We start from the raw sequence: 18,084 nt of genomic DNA on the forward strand, positions 1-18,084 counted from the left end.
GTATGTATAAGTATTTCAATGAGAACAAAGGAGCTTTACCGTTTATCATTGATGTAATTGCAGATGTCGTTAACAACCTTAAGAATAGTACAGAGATTGCTAACGAGATCGTTAATAATTCTGATATCATTAACAAAATCGCAAATAGTTCAGAGATCATTAATCAGATTACAAACCTTGTTCAGGCATCTGAAACTGTTACCCGTATTGAAAACGGCGGACGAGACGGTATGTATAAGTATTTCAATGAGAATAAAAAAGCTTTACCATTTGTTATTGATGTAATTGCTGATGTAGTTAATAATATTAATAACAGTACCGAAATAGGAGGAGCTATTACTAATAGTACAGAGATTCTAAATGAAATCGCTAATAGTTCTGAGATAGTTAATCAGATCAATAAGCTTGTTAAAGCATCCGAGACTCTTACCTATATTGAAGGGCAGAAAGGTAAGTATAAGTATTTCAGTGAAAAAGCAATAAAAGAGGGAGCAGATGGATTTACTATTGATGTTATTTCTGATGTAATCCATAATGCGAGTGAAATATTGAATAGTTCTGAAGTAACAAATATTCTTAAAGGAAAAGAAGCTTTAACGGAGTTAAAAGTTGCTACTAGTGTAGGAAAAGATGAAAATGACGTGGATGTTACAGTATATACACTAACTTATAAAGATGAGAAAGGGAATGTTAACCCAATTGAGATTAAAGATTTAGTAGGTGATAAAGAAACAGTAACTAAATTGGAATCTGATCTTAATACCGTTACTCCTACTTTAACCTATTATCCTGAGAAAGGAGATCCACAGGTTATAAACCTTAAGGATGTAGCTAGGAGTGCTGAAACTAGGACAGAATTAAAGGTAGATGCTACTAATACTTATTTAGAATATATAAATGAGAAAGGAGATAATCCTAGGATAGATATTACTTCTTTAGTGAAAGAGCCATGGGTTAAAGCAGGTACTACAAATGTACCGGCAACTGAACAAAATGGAGATATGTGGGCTAAAGGTTGGGTTGGTATTGGAGTTGATAAACCAGCAACAATTGTTTCTAATGAGAAATTAAGAGTAGGTGGAGCAATAGTAACAACAAATAGCTACTATGCGGATTATGTTTTTGAAGATTATTTTGAAGGATCATCGGAATTAAAAGTTGATTATAAATTTAAATCATTAGATCAGGTGGATCAATTCATTAGAACTAATAAACATTTACCAGGTATTACACCAATTCATGAATTAGAGAAAACAGTAGAAGGATATTCTTTCAATGTAACTGAGTTATCTATTCAGTCATTAGAAAAAATTGAAGAGCTATATTTACACGTAATTGAGCAACAAAAATTAATTGATGCAAAAGACAACGAGTTGAAAGAGCTTAAAGATAGAATGGACAGAATGGAAAAGTTGCTTTTAGAAAAAATGTAATTATTAGAGAATTAATACTGATTAGTTTTACTGAAATATTAAATTAAAAAACTCGTATTTTATTATCTAATTTTATTCAAACTAAATATAGAATGAATAGAATAAATAAAAAGAGATAGAATACGAGTTTATATGATAAAAATTTTATCATATAAGTTTGGTAAATTAAGAAACTTATCATGTAGTATTTGTTTTAGGAGATTAGGATTATTAGTTATAATGATTTTAGAATCACTTAGAAATTGCAATTTGTTTGCCGAATATTTTTATAGGTGATTATTTACATTGTTCGTTAAAATAAATATTAATAAAATTAATAATATAATTTTTTAATTAATGTCTTTAAAAGGAAATAGAATTTAAAACTATTCTTTAAAAAGACTATTTAAAAGGGAGAGTAAAGTTGATATTAAAGATGGATTGGGATTTACTTTTTAATGAAAACGAGGGGAGCTCTCCCTCTTTAATAAAAAACATAATAAATATTTTATATGAAAATAGTATTCAAGCCAAAATTATTACTTTTTACATTCTTATTAATAGTTTGTAATATTTCTGCACAGATTAAGGTAATCAATGAAGGAGATGCTTATATTAGTCTGAATACGCCCGTAGCTATTATTGCAGACTTTAAGAATACCGGATCATTTATAAACGATGGAGATGTATATTTTCATTATGATTTTAAGAATGATGGAGTAGTGAGTTTTATTAAAGAAGATGTTGAAAACCCAGGTTATACTCGGTTTATAGGAGAAAAAATTCAAGAAATTTCAGGAACAGGATCTACTGAGTTTAAGGATGTATTATTTCAAAATCCAGGGTCTAATCTTACGGAAGCAGGGATTACTGTTTCAGGAAATGTAGAATTTAGGAATGGTATTGTGCATAATGAAATAGAAAAAGGAGGAGTTTTTTCTTTTACAAAAGTAGCTACTCACAGTCATGCTTCAGATGTTAGTTATATACAAGGGAGAGTTGATAATTTGGATGTGAATAATGATGATGAATTTGTTTTTCCTACAGGAGATAAAGATGGGTTTTATAGACCATCAAGAGTAGTTGGTTCTTCTTTAGAAAAGCACTTGCATGAAAGTGAATATTTTAATGAGAGTTCAGATATTGCTCCGCATTTACATTCTAAAAGAGATCCGTTAATAGATTTTATTGACAATCAGGAATATTGGAATAAAACAAGTTCTGTTGCAGAACCCGATATAGCTTTATCTCTTACTTGGGATTTAAGGACTACTTCAGCGGAAGTTCTTAAAAAGAAAGAAGGGACATCCTTAAAGATTGTTAGATGGGATGCTTCTCAAGGAATTTGGGTTATAGAAAAAAGTGTGGTAGATGTTGCCAATAAGACAGTAACGGCAGCAATTAAAGGTTATGGCATTTTTACGCTAGCAAGAGTGCTAAATGATGATGTAGAGGATAATATTATAGTTTATAATGGAGTTTCGCCTGATGGAGATGGTATAAATGATTATTTTTATATTAAAGGATTGGAGAGTTTTCCGAATAATACTTTGGAAATATATAATCGTTGGGGATCAAAAATATTCAAAACTTCGGGGTATGGTATAAACGGAAATTGGTTTAGAGGTATTTCAGAAGGTAATGGAACCGTTAATAAAGGAGAAAAATTGCCTACAGGTACTTATTTTTATGTTTTGGAGTATAAAACTCCGGGAGGTAAAAGAAAAGATAAAACAGGTTATCTGTATGTCAATTAGATTGATTAATTTGAATGTTTGGGGAAGTTTTGTAGGATTCAATTTGTTTGGTATTCTATGATCTTCAAAAAGAAAGAAGATGAAAAAAGTTATAGTTTTACTATTTATTATTGTTGGACTACCCTCTTTATACGCCCAACAAGAATCACAGTATACTCAGTATATGTATAATACAATGACCCTTAATCCCGGTTATACAGGAACAAGAGATGCGATTAGTATACTGGGATTATATAGAGCCCAATGGGTGGGATTGGACGGTGCTCCAAAAACGGCTTCCGTTTCTGTAGCTGCTCCGATTAATCCAAAAGGTGATGGTTTAGGATTAACAATTGAGAATGACCGAATTGGTCCTGCAGATGAAACCACTTTTGGTGTTAGTTATGCATACGCTTTGCATCTGCGTAATAATGTTATTTTATCTTTAGGTATCAAAGCAGGCGGAACCTCAATGAAAGTAGATTATAATAAGCTTACTATTTATGAACCAGATAATCAGTTAGAAGGAGTTTTAAGTAAATTTTCTCCAAATATTGGCACAGGAGCTTTTCTTTATACAGAAAAATGGTATGTTGGTCTTTCCGTGCCAAATATTTTGGAAACTAAATTTTATGATGATATAAAACGATCGGTAGCTTCCGAAAAGATGCATTTTTATCTTATAGGAGGTTATGTTTTCGATGTAACCGATGATATTAAATTTAAACCGGCAACTCTTATAAAGAGCGTTAGCGGAGCACCTTTATCAGTTGATTTATCAGCTAATTTTTATTTCAACGATAAGTTTACCTTAGGTGCTGCCTATAGAGTAAACGCTTCTTTAAGTGCTTTAGCTGGCTTTAATATTACAGAAGGATTACACATCGGTTATGCATATGATTATGATACTCATGATTTAGGAAGATATAATTCAGGATCTCATGAAATTTTCTTACGATTTGAAATTATGTCTACGGTTAGAAAATCTAGTTGTAATTGCCCTAGATATTTCTAGTAAATTTTATTTGAAGAATTCTCTTGTTTTTACCAAGGTTTGTATGTATAATATAGATAAAAGGAGTCTATTTTACGTAGTAGGTAATTCTTTTTTAGAAATTAATATAAGGTATTTATAAACTTGTTTGATTCTATAAAATAATAGAATAACTATTATTGAATTATAGGTTACTAAAGAAATATTTATAATGTTCAAAATAATAAAAATATAGATGAAAAAGATTATAGTAATACTATTTGCTGTTATAAGTGTTTCTGAGCTATATGCACAACAGGAGTCACAGTATACACAATATATGTATAACACAATGAGTATTAATCCCGGTTATACAGGAACAAGGGGTGTCATTAGTGTTTTGGGATTATACAGAACCCAATGGATAGGTTTAGACGGTGCTCCAAAGACAGCCTCTTTTTCTGCTCATACTCCTATAAATTCCAGAGGAGATGGAGTGGGAATTAGTATTGAAAACGATCAGATAGGTCCTTCGGATGAAACTAGCTTTAATGTAAATTATGCTTATGCGTTACCAATATCTTATAGTACGACTTTATCATTAGGTATAAGAGGTGGAGGGAATGCAATGAGAGTAGATTATAATAAACTGAATCTTACTGATCCGGATCCAAATATGGAAGGGGTACTTAATAAATTTTCTCCAAATATCGGTGCAGGAGTCTATCTTCATTCAGAGAAATGGTATGCAGGAATTTCTGTTCCAAATATTTTAGAAACTAAATTTTATGATGATGTAAAAAGATCGGTTGCTTCCGAAAAAATGCATTTTTATATAATGGGAGGTTATGTTTTTGATTTAAGTGAAGATATTAAATTTAAACCGGCAACTCTTATTGGAGCAGTTAATGGCGCACCTTTAAAATTTGATTTATCTGCCAATTTTTTATTTAGTGATAAGTTTACCATTGGGGGTGCCTATAGATGGGATGCTGCAGTAAGTGCTTTAGCTGGATTTCAGATTACAGAAGGATTACATATCGGTTATGCTTATGATTATGACACTCATAATTTAGGAAAATATAATTCAGGATCTCATGAGATTTTCTTAAGATTTGAACTTATTGCTTCTTCAAAAAGTAGGATGTTAACACCAAGATTTTTCTAATATTAAATTATACTAAATGATGATTCGTAAAAACTTAGTGCTAATTTTTGTTTTTTCATTAATAAGTAATTTTACTTATTCACAAAAGGAAAATAAAAAATTGATCAAAGCAAATGCAAGATATGAAGATTTTTCTTTTCTGAAAGCTAATAAATTATATAGAGAATTAATAAAAAATGGTCATATTTCAGCAGAAATATATGCTAAACTGGGAGATACTTATTATTTTAATTCGAATTATTCAGAAGCGTTAAAAGTTTATTCTGACTTGATTAACCTGAAAGAGCCATTTGCTCCGGAATACTATTATAGATATGCACAATGTTTAAAAACAGTAGAGAATTATACAGAAGCTTCAAAAATGATAGAGCTTTATTATAGCGCTATTGGTCAAACAGGAAAAAGTGATGAAATAAGGGATATTGCTTCAGCAAAAGATGGTATTAATAAACAATCAGGTAGATATACTATTGCTCAGGTAGGGATAAACACTCCTTCTTCAGATTTTGGTATTGTATTTAATGGAGATAAAAGTGTTATTTATACTAGTTCAGGTCGTTCTAATATATTTGTGAAGCGTAATCATAGCTGGAATGAAAAGCCTTTTTTGAAATTATTTTCAGCTGTTAATGCAAATGGGAATTTATCAAAACCTGTTCGGTTAAAAGGAGATATTAATTCAAAACTTCATCAAAGTACGCCTGCTATTACTAAAGATGGAGAAACGATTTATTTTACCAGAAATAGTTATTTAGATAAAAATCTTAAAAAAGATAATATTTCCGGAATTAATAAACTTAAAATTTACAGGGCTCGTAAAATAGGAAATAAATGGAGGAATATAGAAGAGCTTCCGTATCCGATTAATAGTGACGTATTTTCTTCAGGACACCCTGCTTTAAGTCCTGATGAGAAAAAACTTTATTTTGTGTCAGACAGGGATAATGAGCCTGGTAATACAGATATTTATGTTGTAGGAATTACTAAAGACGGTACTTTTGAAAATAATTTACAGGCTTTGAGTAATAAAGTAAATACAGTAGGAAGAGAATCCTTCCCCTATATAGATGATTACGGTATTTTATATTTTGCTTCAGATGGTCATGTTGGACTAGGAGGGCTAGATGTATTTGCAGCTGTAGAAGACAGGGAAGGAGAATATCATGTTTTTAATATAGGAGAGCCGATTAATTCTACAAGTGATGATTTTGGTTATATTTTTAATCATGATACAAAAAAAGGGTTTTTCTCCTCTAATAGAGAAGGAGGTGTTGGTGAAGATGATATCTATTCTTTTATAGAGACAAGATCACCTGAATATCCATTTGATTTAAGACCTGAAGTTAAAGGTGTTCTTAGAGATAGCATTTCAGGTGCACCTATTGTCGGAGTAGAGATGACTGTTCTTAATGATAAAAAAGAGAAGATTACAACTGTTATTACAGATGAAAAAGGTGAGTATTCAGTAACTCTAACACCTTTAAGAGATTATACTTTTGTTTTTGAAAAACATGGATATACTAAAGATGAGATTGAAGTTAAAGGTTTGAAAATACAGGCTGAAAAAGAGCTATCGGTTGCCTTGTTTAATGAATTAGTAGTTATTGTAGATGATTCAGTAGTTATATTGAAAGATGGGGATGATCTTACTAAAAAGCTGAAATTAAAACCGATTTATTTTGATTATGGCTATGCAAATATCAGAAAATCATCAAAATTGGAATTGGATAAAGTAATTGATATATTGAGACATCATCCAAATGTTACTATAGATGTTCGATCCCATACTGATAGTAGAGGTAAGCCTGAGTTTAACTTAAAACTATCCGAAAAAAGAGCTAAAGCTACTGTTGATTACATTATTAAAGAAGGAGCTGTTTCTCCAAGTAGAATTACCGGAAGAGGTTATGGACAGTCACAATTATTAAATGATTGTCAAAAAGGGGTAAGATGTACAGAAGAGGAACATCAGTTAAACAGAAGATCAGAATTTATTGTTAAAATAAATAAATAAGAATTTAGATTCCCGTTTGTTAGCATTGTTTTATGAAGAGGTCAGCTATTATCTATATTAGATAATAGTTGTTTTCTTCTTAAACAACAGGATTTTATTTAATGAAGTTTTATTAAATTTAAAATCTCGTGATCAGTACTAGAGTATTTTTTAAAGTACAGGTAGAGATATATAAGATTAATAAAAATAAGAAGATAATTTTTTAAATGGTAGTAGGCGTAAGTTTGCTACTATTTTTATTATATAAGTTCTCAGACAGAACAATATCAAAAAAAGTCGTCTCAAAATATAAATTGAGACGACTTTTTTATTTAATTTATTTTTCTTTCTAACAAAGCCATGTAAAAACCATCAAATCCGGATTGTGAGGCTAGTACTTTAGTTTCTTTTATAAAAGTGAATTCTTGTCCTATTTTAGTATTTTGTAGAAAATTCTGTATTTGCTCTTGATTTTCAGAAGGTAATATAGAGCAGGTTGCATATACTAATTTTCCTCCTGGTTTTACTATTCTAGAATAATTTTCTAAAACTTCGGCTTGTGTCTTTTTTATATTATCAATGAATTCAGGTTGTAGTTTCCATTTTGCATCAGGATTTCTTTTTAAAACACCTAAACCACTGCATGGAGCATCAATTAAAACGCGATCTGCTTTTTCATGAAGTTTTTTAATTACTTTAGTACTATCAATGATACGGTATTCAATATTAAAAGCACTATTACGTTTCGCACGTATTTTTAATTGCTTTAGTTTACTTTCATATAAGTCCATAGCAATCAATTGCCCTTTATTTTGCATTAAAGAAGCTAAATGCAGGGTTTTTCCTCCAGCTCCGGCACAAGTATCCACAACGCGCATTCCGGGCTCTACATCTAAGTAAGCGGCTACTAATTGAGATGAAGCATCCTGTACTTCAAAAAGTCCTTCTTTAAAGGCATCTGTCAGAAAAACATTAGCTCTTTCTGTTAGTACCAAGGCATTAGGCTGATCTTTTAAAAATTCAGTAGCAATATCAAGATCCATTAGAATAGCTCTCAATTTTTCTTTGGTTGTTTTTAAAGTATTAACTCTTAAAATAACTTTAGCTTGTTGGTTTTGTGAGGCGATTTCAGTAGTCCATAAGTCCTCACCTAATTCTTTAACTCCTAGCTCATCCATCCAGTCAGGAATAGATTCTCTGTATTTTCTGATTTTGGATAATTCTTCAAAACGTCCTTTTATTTTACGTGCAGGAGTTCCTTCAAGTTGTCTCCAGTCTGGTATTGGATATCCTCTTAATACAGCCCATACAGCAAATATCCTCCAAAGATTATCTCTGTCAAAAGGTTCTTTGACATCAGCTATTTCTGTATATAATCTTTTCCAGCGGACTATTTCATAGATGGTTTCAGCAACAAATTTCCGATCTGTACTTCCCCAACGTTTGTCTTTTTTTAAGGCTCTTGCTACTACTTTATCAGCATATTCACCTTCATTAAATATAGCATTTAACGAATCAATAGTAGTATAAACTAAATTTCTGTGTAATCTCATTTTTTGTAATTGAAGTGCAAAGGTAATTTTTTTTTAGTTATAAACTTATAGATGATACAGACCTTACTGTAAGAACTATACTTTTGTTCTTTTAATAATAGTTTAAAATAATAAAACACTATCCTAAAAGATAGTGTTTTATTAAATAATTTATAAAACTCAGGTCTTATCGTCTGCCACTATTTGTAGTAGATCGATTACTATTACTAGAAGTTGGCCTTGTTGTTGGAGCAGATACTGATCTTGTTGTATTATTATTTGTTCTGACAGAAGATTCTCTTGTTGTGTTTGTATTTCTTCTAGTAGAAGAAGTTGGCGTTTCTCTTGTGGTGCGAGTTGTCGTGTTACTATAATTTGTATTTGTGTTTCTTCTGTTGGAAGAAGTTGACGTTTCTCTAGTAATAGGGGTTGTTGTACTATTATAATTCGTGTTTGTGTCTCTTCTGCCGGAAGAAGAGCTTGTTTCTCTGGTTATAGGAGCTGTAGTATTGTTATAATTGGTATTTGCATTCCTTCTGCCAGAAGAAGAAGTGTTATTAGAATGATTTGTGTTGTTAGAAGAATTATTTCTTCTATTTTCGTTTAAAGCATATCTGTTGGTAATATTATTATTTCTTTCTGAAAAAGATCTGTTAGGATATTGTCTTTCGTAATCATTTCTACGATAAGAATTTTGTAATGTTACTGCTCTGCTGCTACTTCTTGTATTTACATAATTATAAGAATTATTCACATTAATATATACATTTACATTATTTCGGTATCTGTATGGAGAATAAGGTGTCCATGCATAATAATAAGATGGACGATGTCCCCAATGCCAAGGAGAATAATATGGGCGGTATTTTCTTACCCAAAAAACATTGTAAATTATAGGTGTATGAACATAAACAGGTTCATAGATATAGTTTGATCCATACATATAAACATTTCCAACGACCTGTATCTGAACTCTGTTATTTCTTCCTTTTTCAACTTCAATTGTTGCAACATCCTGAAATAAATCTCTGCCGATTACTGCTTGTATTGTAATTAAATGAGTACCACGATCCACGACTTCAACAACTCTTAAATAATCTACCTGATTATCATAGTTTAAGTCTAAATTTGAAATTTGTGTATTAGGATCGTTTAGTCTTCTTTCAAAATCCTCTAAATTACGAGAATCTCCAAAAATAGAAGCAACAGCTCTTAAGTCTAAATTATCACTAATTTCCTGATTTCTTGCTTCAACAATAGTTCTGTCTTGTGCAAATGCAGAGTAAGTTATTGTTAAAGAAAATAATATGAGTGTAAGTATTTTAGTTTTCATAAATATTGTTTTTTATTCTTTGTTACTACTTTTTAATTTAGTAATTAATTGTATTAACAGATAATATTCAATTTCTATGCCAATAAATTTTAAGCAACATGGTTTATTTGTAAGATCTTTATGTGTAGTTATTTATAAGATAAGTTATATTGAAATAAATTTACTTTTTATATTTACTAATTATCATTTTAAATTATATAAGATGACAAAGCAAATTGTTTTTTATTTGGCAATAACTTTTGGAATACTATAAACTAAAAGAGGCTGTTTCGCAATTAGCGAAACAGCCTCTTTTAGTTTATAGTATTCGGGCTCCTATCGGAGACTATGTCCCTAATATTCAATTCTCATATACTTAATTTTAGTTGTGAGACCTCCTCTTTGGTTTTATTTACAAATTTTTGGATAAATTTCTATAGCTTTATCTAGTTTTTTATCTTTTGCAATTTTTAAAAGGTTACATCCTTGTGTTTGTTTTCCTAAAGCAACATAGGCAACTCCTAAAAAGTATTCTACTCTTCCATTATTTGTAGTTTTAGATTGTTCTACTTGAGCTAGATAGTATGTTGCAGTCTTAAAATCAGATAGAAAAAAGTAGCAGACGCCCAAATCTAATTTTATCTGAAAGTTATTTTTGTCTTCCAATTCTGCTTTTTTAAAGTAGGGGATTGCTTCTTTAAATTCTTTTTTATCAAAATATTTATAAGCTTTGATAATAGATTCATTTTTTATTTTTATTTCTTTTTTTACATAAAGTTTGTATTTTTCAACTAATAAAATACTGTCGTTTGGAAATTTAGTTAAAGCAGTATCTATAAAATCTAATGTTTTGTCAGTATTATAGTTGGCTTGTGATAATGCTTTGGAGGTTAGTTTCCAGTTTTCTAATATTTTTGGATATTCATTGTGAATTTTCCATATTGTTGCTGTGTCTTTTTTTAATCCGGCAAAATATATTGCATTTTGAAAATAAGAAGAATTTCTTGGTCTTCTGTTGAAGGCTTCTTTATAATAGTAATAAGTACTATCGATCTCTCCCTTTTTTAATAAAATACTGGCTTTATACCAATCTGCTTCTCCTATATAGGGATTAATCTCTTTTGCTTTTTTTAAGTTTCTTAAGGCATCGTCATAGTTTTGCTCTTGTATATAATAGCGTGCAATTATTTCTGTTATAGGAATAGTATTACCATCTATGTTTGGTAAAAGAGGCATGTTTTTTTCTAAATCTTTAGCTTTAAATGAATACTTTTCTTTTCTAATATTATAATCTACTAAGGCAAGCCATTTATAAGTTTGATGAGCAAGGAAAGAGGAATAAATAGTAATACAGCTTAAGATCAATATTAAGATCCCTATTTTTTTGAAATGTGGTACTTCTTTTATTGATAGATTATTTTTAGAAGCATAAGAATTCACAACACTTAGTGCTAAAAAGAGAATAAATGACAATTGCATGGTAGGGCGATACATGGGGAAGTTAAAACTAGCATCAATAACATATCCTGTTAGAGATAATAGGATTATTAGGCTAATCATTTTAGAATATAAATTCTCTTCTTTTGAAAAAATATTTTTAATATTTGTAAAAAAAACAAATAGAAAAATGCATAAATAAATGATTCCATTTAATATTCCTGTTTCTGACATGATTTGTAAAAAATCATTATGTGAACTATGAGAAACTGTACTATTAGTTCCAATTCTTTTCTCATAAGGTATAGATTCAATTTTCCAATTTCCGGTTCCTAAACCAAGAAAAGGTTTTTCTTTAATTATTTGGATAGCATTTTTCCAAAATTGAAGTCTTAGTTGAGTAGAAGCATCTGCAGTAGCTTCAGTTATGGGAAGCTCTGTTAATCCTACACCAACAGATCCAAAACGACCGGTAACTTCTGTTTTACTTAAGATTGAATTTGAAATATTGAAACTAATAATAATTGGAAGAAGAATATAAAAGAGATTTAAAAGGTGTTTTTTTTCTTTATAAAATAAAAAGATAGAACCTGTTATAAAAATTAGTATTTCAAAAGTAAAAGCAAGAAGACCTGCTCTGGCATTGATTAGGAAAATAGTAATGGATCCAGCAGCAAGTGCTATCATAAAGAATATTTTTCTCCAGTTTTTAAAGACAAAAATCCCATATATTATAAATGGTAATTTAACGTTAAAACTAGAAGTTAAAATATTGATATTTCCTGCATTTCCTTTCATTTGACCTAAAAACTGCATTAATTTAGATCCTGTTAATTGTAACATCGATTTATCTAATACAGTATAAGCCTGTAAGAATACACTAATTGAAATTATAACAGCCAGTTGATTAAATAAATAAAGACGATTGTATAATAGAATACTGAAATTTAAAAAAGCAATTAATATAATTATTAGATAAGTAAGACTTAGTAAGCTTTCTGTGGGGTTTCGGGAAACAATTATAGATAAACAACATATTCCTATAAATAATAGATATAGTTTTGTAGGAGTATTTTTTAAAATTTTAGATTCAAATTTATTATAGAGGATATAGATACCAACCAGAGTGTTTAAAACTGCAAAATATAAATAGTGTAAACCAATGATGTTAGAACTTTTCATTACAGGTATAAAATCTACTGTAAAATAAGCTATAAAAATAGCCAGAATTATATAGTCAGTTCTTTTTAATTTTGGATTAGGTTTTGGTGTGAAATCTAATTTATTATCAATTGAATACATTGTTTTCTTTAGTTTTAATATCAGATTTTGTATAGATGCGATATTATTAGTTTAATAAAAATTTCTGCAAAAATAACTAAAATAGGTAGATGTTAGGAGTAATCAATCTAAATTTTCAATTTAAGATATATTTTGATCCAAAAAAGATTAATATTTTGAATTTTAAAACAAAATTATTGTTTAAACAGAAAAAGAGAGAAGATAAAACTATGATAAAGCAAAATCACTTTATCATAGTTTATAGAATATATTATTTTTTTAGTATTCTGGCTCTGTTGTATTCCCAGTTCATTCTGGCAATATTCAGAACGGATATATTTTGAGGGCATTCTACCTCGCAGGCTTCAGTATTAGAACAATGTCCAAAACCTTCTATATCCATCTGATAGACCATATTAAGTACTCTTTTTTCTCTTTCTTCTTTACCTTGTGGTAATTTTGCTAAATGAGAAATTTTTGCGGAGGTGAATAATGCAGCACTTCCGTTTTTACAGGTTGCTACGCAGGCACCACAGCCAATGCAGGCAGCAGAGTCAAAAGAGTCTTCGGCTATTTCATGGGTAATGGGAATACTGTTTGCTTCAGGGGCTTGTCCTGTGTTTACAGAGACAAATCCTCCGGATGCTATAATTCTGTCAAAAGCAGAACGATCTACTTTTAAATCCTTTTTAACGGCGAATACCTGGCTATTAAAAGGTTCTATAACAATCGTTTCTCCATCAGAGAATTCACGCATGTGTAGTTGGCAGGTAGTAACATGCTCAATGGGACCATGTGCCATTCCGTTGATCATAACACCGCATTGTCCGCAAATCCCTTCTCGACAGTCATGGTCAAATTCTACTGCTTCTTCGCCAAGTAAAACTAATTTTTCGTTTAATGTATCAAGCATTTCAAGAAATGACATATGTGGGTTTACATTATCTAATGTATAGTCAACTAATTTTCCTTCTGAAGAGCGATTTTTTTGACGCCATATTTTAAGATGTAGTTTCATAAGTGTCTTTTTGTAATTATTATTTTAATTCTATACTCAATTATAAGTTTACTTATAACTTCTCACGGTTGGCTTAACATATTCAAAATTGAGTGTTTCTTTATGTAAAATAGCCTCAGTATCTTTACCGGACCATTCCCATGCTGAAATAAAACTAAATTCATCATCGTTTCTTAACGCTTCTCCATCTGGTGTCTGGAATTCTTCTCTGAAATGAGCTCCGCAGGATTCATTGCGTGTTAGGGCATCTTGACACATCAATTCTCCAATTTCTAAATAATCAGCTACTCTTCCTGCTTTTTCCAGTTCGGAATTCATCCCTTCACTTTCTCCGGTAATGCGAACTTGTTCATAGAATTCTTTACGGAGTTTTTGTATGTCTGTAATAGCCTGTTTTAAGCCATTTCCAGTCCGTAATAAACCACATTGGTTATATAGTATCTTACCAAGTGTTTTATGGAAATAATCAACTGTTTTGCTTCCTTTGATTTGTAAGAGTTTATTCAGTTGTTCATTTACATTTTGTTCGGCATTGGCAAATTCCGGATGATCTGTACTAATTTTTCCGGTGTGTATCTCTGAAGATAAATAGTTGGATAAAGTGTAAGGAATAATAAAATATCCGTCTACACATGCTTGTAATAAAGAGTTGGCGCCTAGTCTGTTTGCGCCGTGGTCAGCAAAATTAGCTTCACCTAGAGCAAAAAGTCCCGGAATGGTAGTCATTAGTTCATAATCTACCCATAGTCCACCCATAGAAAAGTGAGCGGCAGGGGAGATCATCATAGGTTCTTTATAGGCATTAATATCTGTTATTTTTCGATACATATCGAAAAGATTACCGTATTTTTCCTTAATCTTGTTGATTCCTTGTTCTTTTATGGCTTTTGAGAAATCCAGATAAACAGCATTTTTTTGAGATCCTACACCGTAACCGGCATCTATACGTTCTTTTGCTGCTCTGGAAGAGATATCTCTTGGGGCAAGGTTACCAAAGGCAGGATATCTTCTTTCCAGGTAATAATCGCGTTCTTCTTCGGGGATGTCATTTGCTTTTCGGGTATCATTTTCTTTTAAGGGTACCCAGATACGACCATCATTTCGTAAAGATTCTGACATTAAAGTCAGTTTTGACTGATAATCTCCTGATTGAGGTAGAGAGGTAGGGTGGATCTGTGTCCAGCTTGGGCTGGCCATTAAGGCGCCTTTTTTATGAGCACGCCAAATAGCGGATCCATTGCATCCCATAGCTAATGTGGAAAGGTAATATATTTTACCAAAACCTCCGGTAGCTAGTATTACTGCATGAGCGGCGTGTCTTTCAATTTCGCCTGTATCAAGATTTCGGGCAATAATCCCTCTTGCTTTTCCATCAATAATAACTAAATCAAGCATTTCATGACGGGTAAAAATGGAAACGGTTCGTGCTGCTTGTTGTCTCATTAAAGCCTGATAGGAGCCTAGAAGTAGCTGTTGACCGGTTTGTCCGCGGGAATAGAAGGTACGGCTCACTTGTACACCTCCAAAGGAACGGTTGTTTAAATAACCTCCGTATTCACGACCAAAAGGAACTCCTTGTGCAACTGCCTGATCGATTAAACTGAGAGAACATTCTGCTAAACGATAAACATTTGCTTCTCTTGCTCTGAAGTCTCCACCTTTTAAAGTATCAACAAACATACGATACACACTGTCACCATCATTTTTATAGTTCTTTGCGGCGTTTACTCCGCCCTGAGCGGCAACAGAGTGTGCTCGTCGTGCGGAATCCTGAAAACAAAAACTTTTTACATTGTATCCCATTTCTCCTAAAGAAGCTGCTGCGGAACTTCCTGCTAATCCTGTTCCTACAACAATCACATCTAATTTTTTACGGTTTGCAGGGTTTACTAGTTTAGACTGACTTTTATATAGATCCCATTTCTCCTCTAGGGCTCCTGTGGGAATTTTTGCATTTAATTTCATATGGTAATATATAGTTTTTTAATGATCATATGGTATCGCCCTATCTTCATTGGTGTTTGTTTGCAACAAACTAGTTGTTAGTAGCGATTTCATAATATTAAGAGTTGGTTAGGTAGATATAGATAGGGATAACTGCAAATCCAATTGAGATTCCAATTGAAAAAACAACACCAAAATATTTAAGCCATTTAACATATTTTGGATGATAAATACCCAAAGTACGACAGGCGCTATAAAAACCATGTAATACATGGTATCCTAATGGGATCATACATACTGCGTATAATATTACATACCATATATTACTGTAAGCACTTACTACTATACTGTACAGATCTTTTCTGCCCCATTGATCTATAGGAATGGTACCAAATTTATAGACATACCAAAAATCTTTAAAATGTATTACTAAAAAAACAAGAATAATGGTTCCTAACATTCCCATATTTCTGCTGTACCATTTGCTGGCTCTTGAACGACGGTCTTTTTTAAAATTTCCGCCTGACTTTCTATTTTTTAATGTAATGATTAGTGCATAAAAAGCATGTGCCAGTATTGAAAGATAAAGTCCATAGGAAACTACTTTAATCAATAAATTTTTTGAAAGTAATTCTGAATAGTAATTAAACTGTTCATGAGCCTGTTCTGTCGGTAAGAATAACTGTGTATTTCCAAGAAAATGTATTATCAGAAAAAAACAGAGAAACAAACCGGTTAAGGTCATAATGATTTTGTGTATTAATGTTTTGTCTTTCATATTTTTATTATAATATTTTTTATTTACAACAAGTATTTTTTAATAATACACGGTTTGTAAATAATATTCAAAATAAGTTTTTTTATTTTATAATCTGGATTGTAGTTGTATTATAAATAGTTGGTTATTATATGTGGAGCTGTCGGCTATATTTCTTTTATATTTATCAATTTGTACTCCAACTTGTATACGGGCATTGTAATCTTTAAGAAATTCTAAGCTTAACATAGGTAACCAGGTTTGTCTTTCATTTGAATCTTGTCTGAAACTGGAATCAAAAACTTCATAACGACAGGAAAACTCAATAGAATTGATTCTGTTGGAATTAACTTCATATCTTATATTAGGTAATATATAAACTCCACGCATTAAGTACTGATTAATTTCAGGGAGTCTGTCTTCGGGAAGCATTTTGAAATATAAGTTATGGTTTGTTCCTTGTTTTGCTTCAACTTGTAGTTCAAAAAACAGATTTTCTTTTAAGCGAAAGTAACTTGTCATATCTAATCCTACAGCATAAACATCTTTATTGAAGACTCTTCCTGTGCCACCGTTTAAGCCTAGTCTTATGTTGTTAGCTTTTGATAGTTCCATTACGAAACGCCCTGCATATTGTTTACCGTTATCTTTATCAGATTTTTGATTTCGTCCATTTCCGTTAAATATGGAAAGTCCATAGGAAACAGGCATATTTTTTATTTTTGCATTTCCGGAAAAACCTATTCCAGTTTGAAAACTTTCCCAACCGTTATTTCCAAATTCATAATACTGATTAGAAAAATCCATTGATTTGATAATATCAACAGGGTAGGTGTTCTCTAATCCGAAGAAAGGACGGAACTGACCAACTGTGATCTTCATATATTTATTGAAAGTATATCCGATATAAGCATTTTCAAGGACTTTGTTTTTTGGATCAGATTTAAAATCCGCCAGATTCATTAATAGTACGGCTTCTGTACGATTACTGATAGCTGCTCTTACCTGAATTCGGGCACGTTTTATATCAAAAGAATTATTTACGGCATTTTCAGGATTGCTATGATGAAGTCCTTCAACATCAATATTTTTTTTAAATCCTTCTAAATAACGAGCCTGAAATAATCCTTTGAATGTTATTTTTGGCTGAGGAGGTTCTTTTGCTATAACATTAGCTGATACACTAAGACTGTCATTTTGAGCAAATATAGGAGAGGCTAATAATAACAATAATCCTATTGAGAGGTTAATAATCTTTTTTTTGTTTTTAGGCAGAAATTCTTTCATAGGTAAATATTTTAATACTATCTGGTTTATATAGGTAATTTTGTAAATAATCTTATTGTACTGTTATTGTAATGGAGGTGTTTTATTTTGTTAAAAATAACATAAAATAATATTTTAAAAATGGTTTTTATCAAATATTTTTTAATGGATAGTGAGTTCATTTGAAAGTGTTTTATATTAGGTGAAATTGCTGTTTTTAGTGTTAAAAAAGGGATATTAGTTTATTTTTTTACA

General features: G+C 31.0%; 11 protein-coding genes and 1 pseudogene. 5 read left to right on the top strand and 7 right to left on the bottom strand.

What is annotated here, in order from left to right; genetic code table 11:
- The 5 genes and pseudogenes from AC4FQX_RS11690 to AC4FQX_RS11710 all read left to right on the top strand — a co-directional run.
- Positions 1 to 1,433, top strand: a pseudogene (locus AC4FQX_RS11690) (hypothetical protein); the annotation flags it as partial.
- A gap of 491 nt (positions 1,434 to 1,924) precedes the next feature.
- Entirely contained in the window at positions 1,925 to 3,169 is a 1,245-nt protein-coding gene (locus AC4FQX_RS11695; protein WP_491167885.1) for a T9SS type B sorting domain-containing protein, read from the top strand.
- A gap of 79 nt (positions 3,170 to 3,248) precedes the next feature.
- The gene (locus AC4FQX_RS11700) at positions 3,249 to 4,163 is read left to right on the top strand and encodes a PorP/SprF family type IX secretion system membrane protein (RefSeq protein ID WP_491167886.1); all 915 of its coding nucleotides are present in this window, start codon (positions 3,249 to 3,251) and stop codon (positions 4,161 to 4,163) included.
- A 214-nt stretch (positions 4,164 to 4,377) separates the two neighbouring features.
- Positions 4,378 to 5,289 carry a PorP/SprF family type IX secretion system membrane protein gene (locus AC4FQX_RS11705; RefSeq protein WP_491167887.1) on the top strand — a complete coding sequence of 304 codons (912 nt, stop codon included), beginning with the start codon at positions 4,378 to 4,380 and terminating at the stop codon, positions 5,287 to 5,289.
- 16 nt (positions 5,290 to 5,305) lie between these two features.
- Entirely contained in the window at positions 5,306 to 7,303 is a 1,998-nt protein-coding gene (locus AC4FQX_RS11710; RefSeq protein WP_491167888.1) for an OmpA family protein, read from the top strand.
- Between the two features lie 311 nt (positions 7,304 to 7,614).
- Here AC4FQX_RS11710 and AC4FQX_RS11715 read toward each other — a convergent pair whose 3' ends face one another.
- The 7 genes from AC4FQX_RS11715 to AC4FQX_RS11745 form a co-directional block, all read right to left on the bottom strand.
- Entirely contained in the window at positions 7,615 to 8,835 is a 1,221-nt protein-coding gene (locus AC4FQX_RS11715; RefSeq protein ID WP_491167889.1) for an RsmB/NOP family class I SAM-dependent RNA methyltransferase, read from the bottom strand.
- Positions 8,836 to 9,001: 166 nt separating this feature from the next.
- Positions 9,002 to 10,147 carry a hypothetical protein gene (locus AC4FQX_RS11720; protein ID WP_491167890.1) on the bottom strand — a complete coding sequence of 382 codons (1,146 nt, stop codon included), beginning with the start codon at positions 10,145 to 10,147 and terminating at the stop codon, positions 9,002 to 9,004.
- A gap of 387 nt (positions 10,148 to 10,534) precedes the next feature.
- Positions 10,535 to 12,361, bottom strand: coding sequence for an O-antigen ligase family protein (locus tag AC4FQX_RS11725; protein ID WP_491167891.1), 1,827 nt, complete (start codon positions 12,359 to 12,361; stop codon positions 10,535 to 10,537).
- Between the two features lie 754 nt (positions 12,362 to 13,115).
- Complete coding sequence (locus AC4FQX_RS11730) at positions 13,116 to 13,862, bottom strand: succinate dehydrogenase/fumarate reductase iron-sulfur subunit (RefSeq protein ID WP_491167892.1); 747 nt, start codon at positions 13,860 to 13,862, stop codon at positions 13,116 to 13,118.
- A 48-nt stretch (positions 13,863 to 13,910) separates the two neighbouring features.
- On the bottom strand, positions 13,911 to 15,827 hold the full coding sequence (locus AC4FQX_RS11735; RefSeq protein ID WP_491167893.1) for a fumarate reductase/succinate dehydrogenase flavoprotein subunit: 1,917 nt from the start codon (positions 15,825 to 15,827) through the stop codon (positions 13,911 to 13,913).
- Between the two features lie 97 nt (positions 15,828 to 15,924).
- Entirely contained in the window at positions 15,925 to 16,584 is a 660-nt protein-coding gene (locus AC4FQX_RS11740; protein WP_491167894.1) for a succinate dehydrogenase cytochrome b subunit, read from the bottom strand.
- Positions 16,585 to 16,671: 87 nt separating this feature from the next.
- Entirely contained in the window at positions 16,672 to 17,850 is a 1,179-nt protein-coding gene (locus tag AC4FQX_RS11745; RefSeq protein ID WP_491167895.1) for a porin, read from the bottom strand.
- Positions 17,851 to 18,084 lie beyond the last annotated feature (234 nt).

The sequence above is a fragment of the Flavobacterium sp. AK-301 genome (genome assembly GCF_058310215.1).

Bases quoted from the DNA above. Each gene is read 5' to 3' on its own strand.
- AC4FQX_RS11725 (WP_491167891.1), bottom strand. From the start codon at position 12,361: ATGAAAGGAAATGCAGGAAATATCAATATTTTAACTTCTAGTTTTAAC.
- AC4FQX_RS11720 (WP_491167890.1), bottom strand. From the start codon at position 10,147: ATGAAAACTAAAATACTTACACTCATATTATTTTCTTTAACAATAACT.
- AC4FQX_RS11745 (WP_491167895.1), bottom strand. From the start codon at position 17,850: ATGAAAGAATTTCTGCCTAAAAACAAAAAAAAGATTATTAACCTCTCA.
- AC4FQX_RS11700 (WP_491167886.1), top strand. From the start codon at position 3,249: ATGAAAAAAGTTATAGTTTTACTATTTATTATTGTTGGACTACCCTCT.
- AC4FQX_RS11730 (WP_491167892.1), bottom strand. From the start codon at position 13,862: ATGAAACTACATCTTAAAATATGGCGTCAAAAAAATCGCTCTTCAGAA.
- AC4FQX_RS11695 (WP_491167885.1), top strand. From the start codon at position 1,925: ATGAAAATAGTATTCAAGCCAAAATTATTACTTTTTACATTCTTATTA.
- AC4FQX_RS11710 (WP_491167888.1), top strand. From the start codon at position 5,306: ATGATGATTCGTAAAAACTTAGTGCTAATTTTTGTTTTTTCATTAATA.
- AC4FQX_RS11705 (WP_491167887.1), top strand. From the start codon at position 4,378: ATGAAAAAGATTATAGTAATACTATTTGCTGTTATAAGTGTTTCTGAG.
- AC4FQX_RS11715 (WP_491167889.1), bottom strand. From the start codon at position 8,835: ATGAGATTACACAGAAATTTAGTTTATACTACTATTGATTCGTTAAAT.
- AC4FQX_RS11740 (WP_491167894.1), bottom strand. From the start codon at position 16,584: ATGAAAGACAAAACATTAATACACAAAATCATTATGACCTTAACCGGT.
- AC4FQX_RS11735 (WP_491167893.1), bottom strand. From the start codon at position 15,827: ATGAAATTAAATGCAAAAATTCCCACAGGAGCCCTAGAGGAGAAATGG.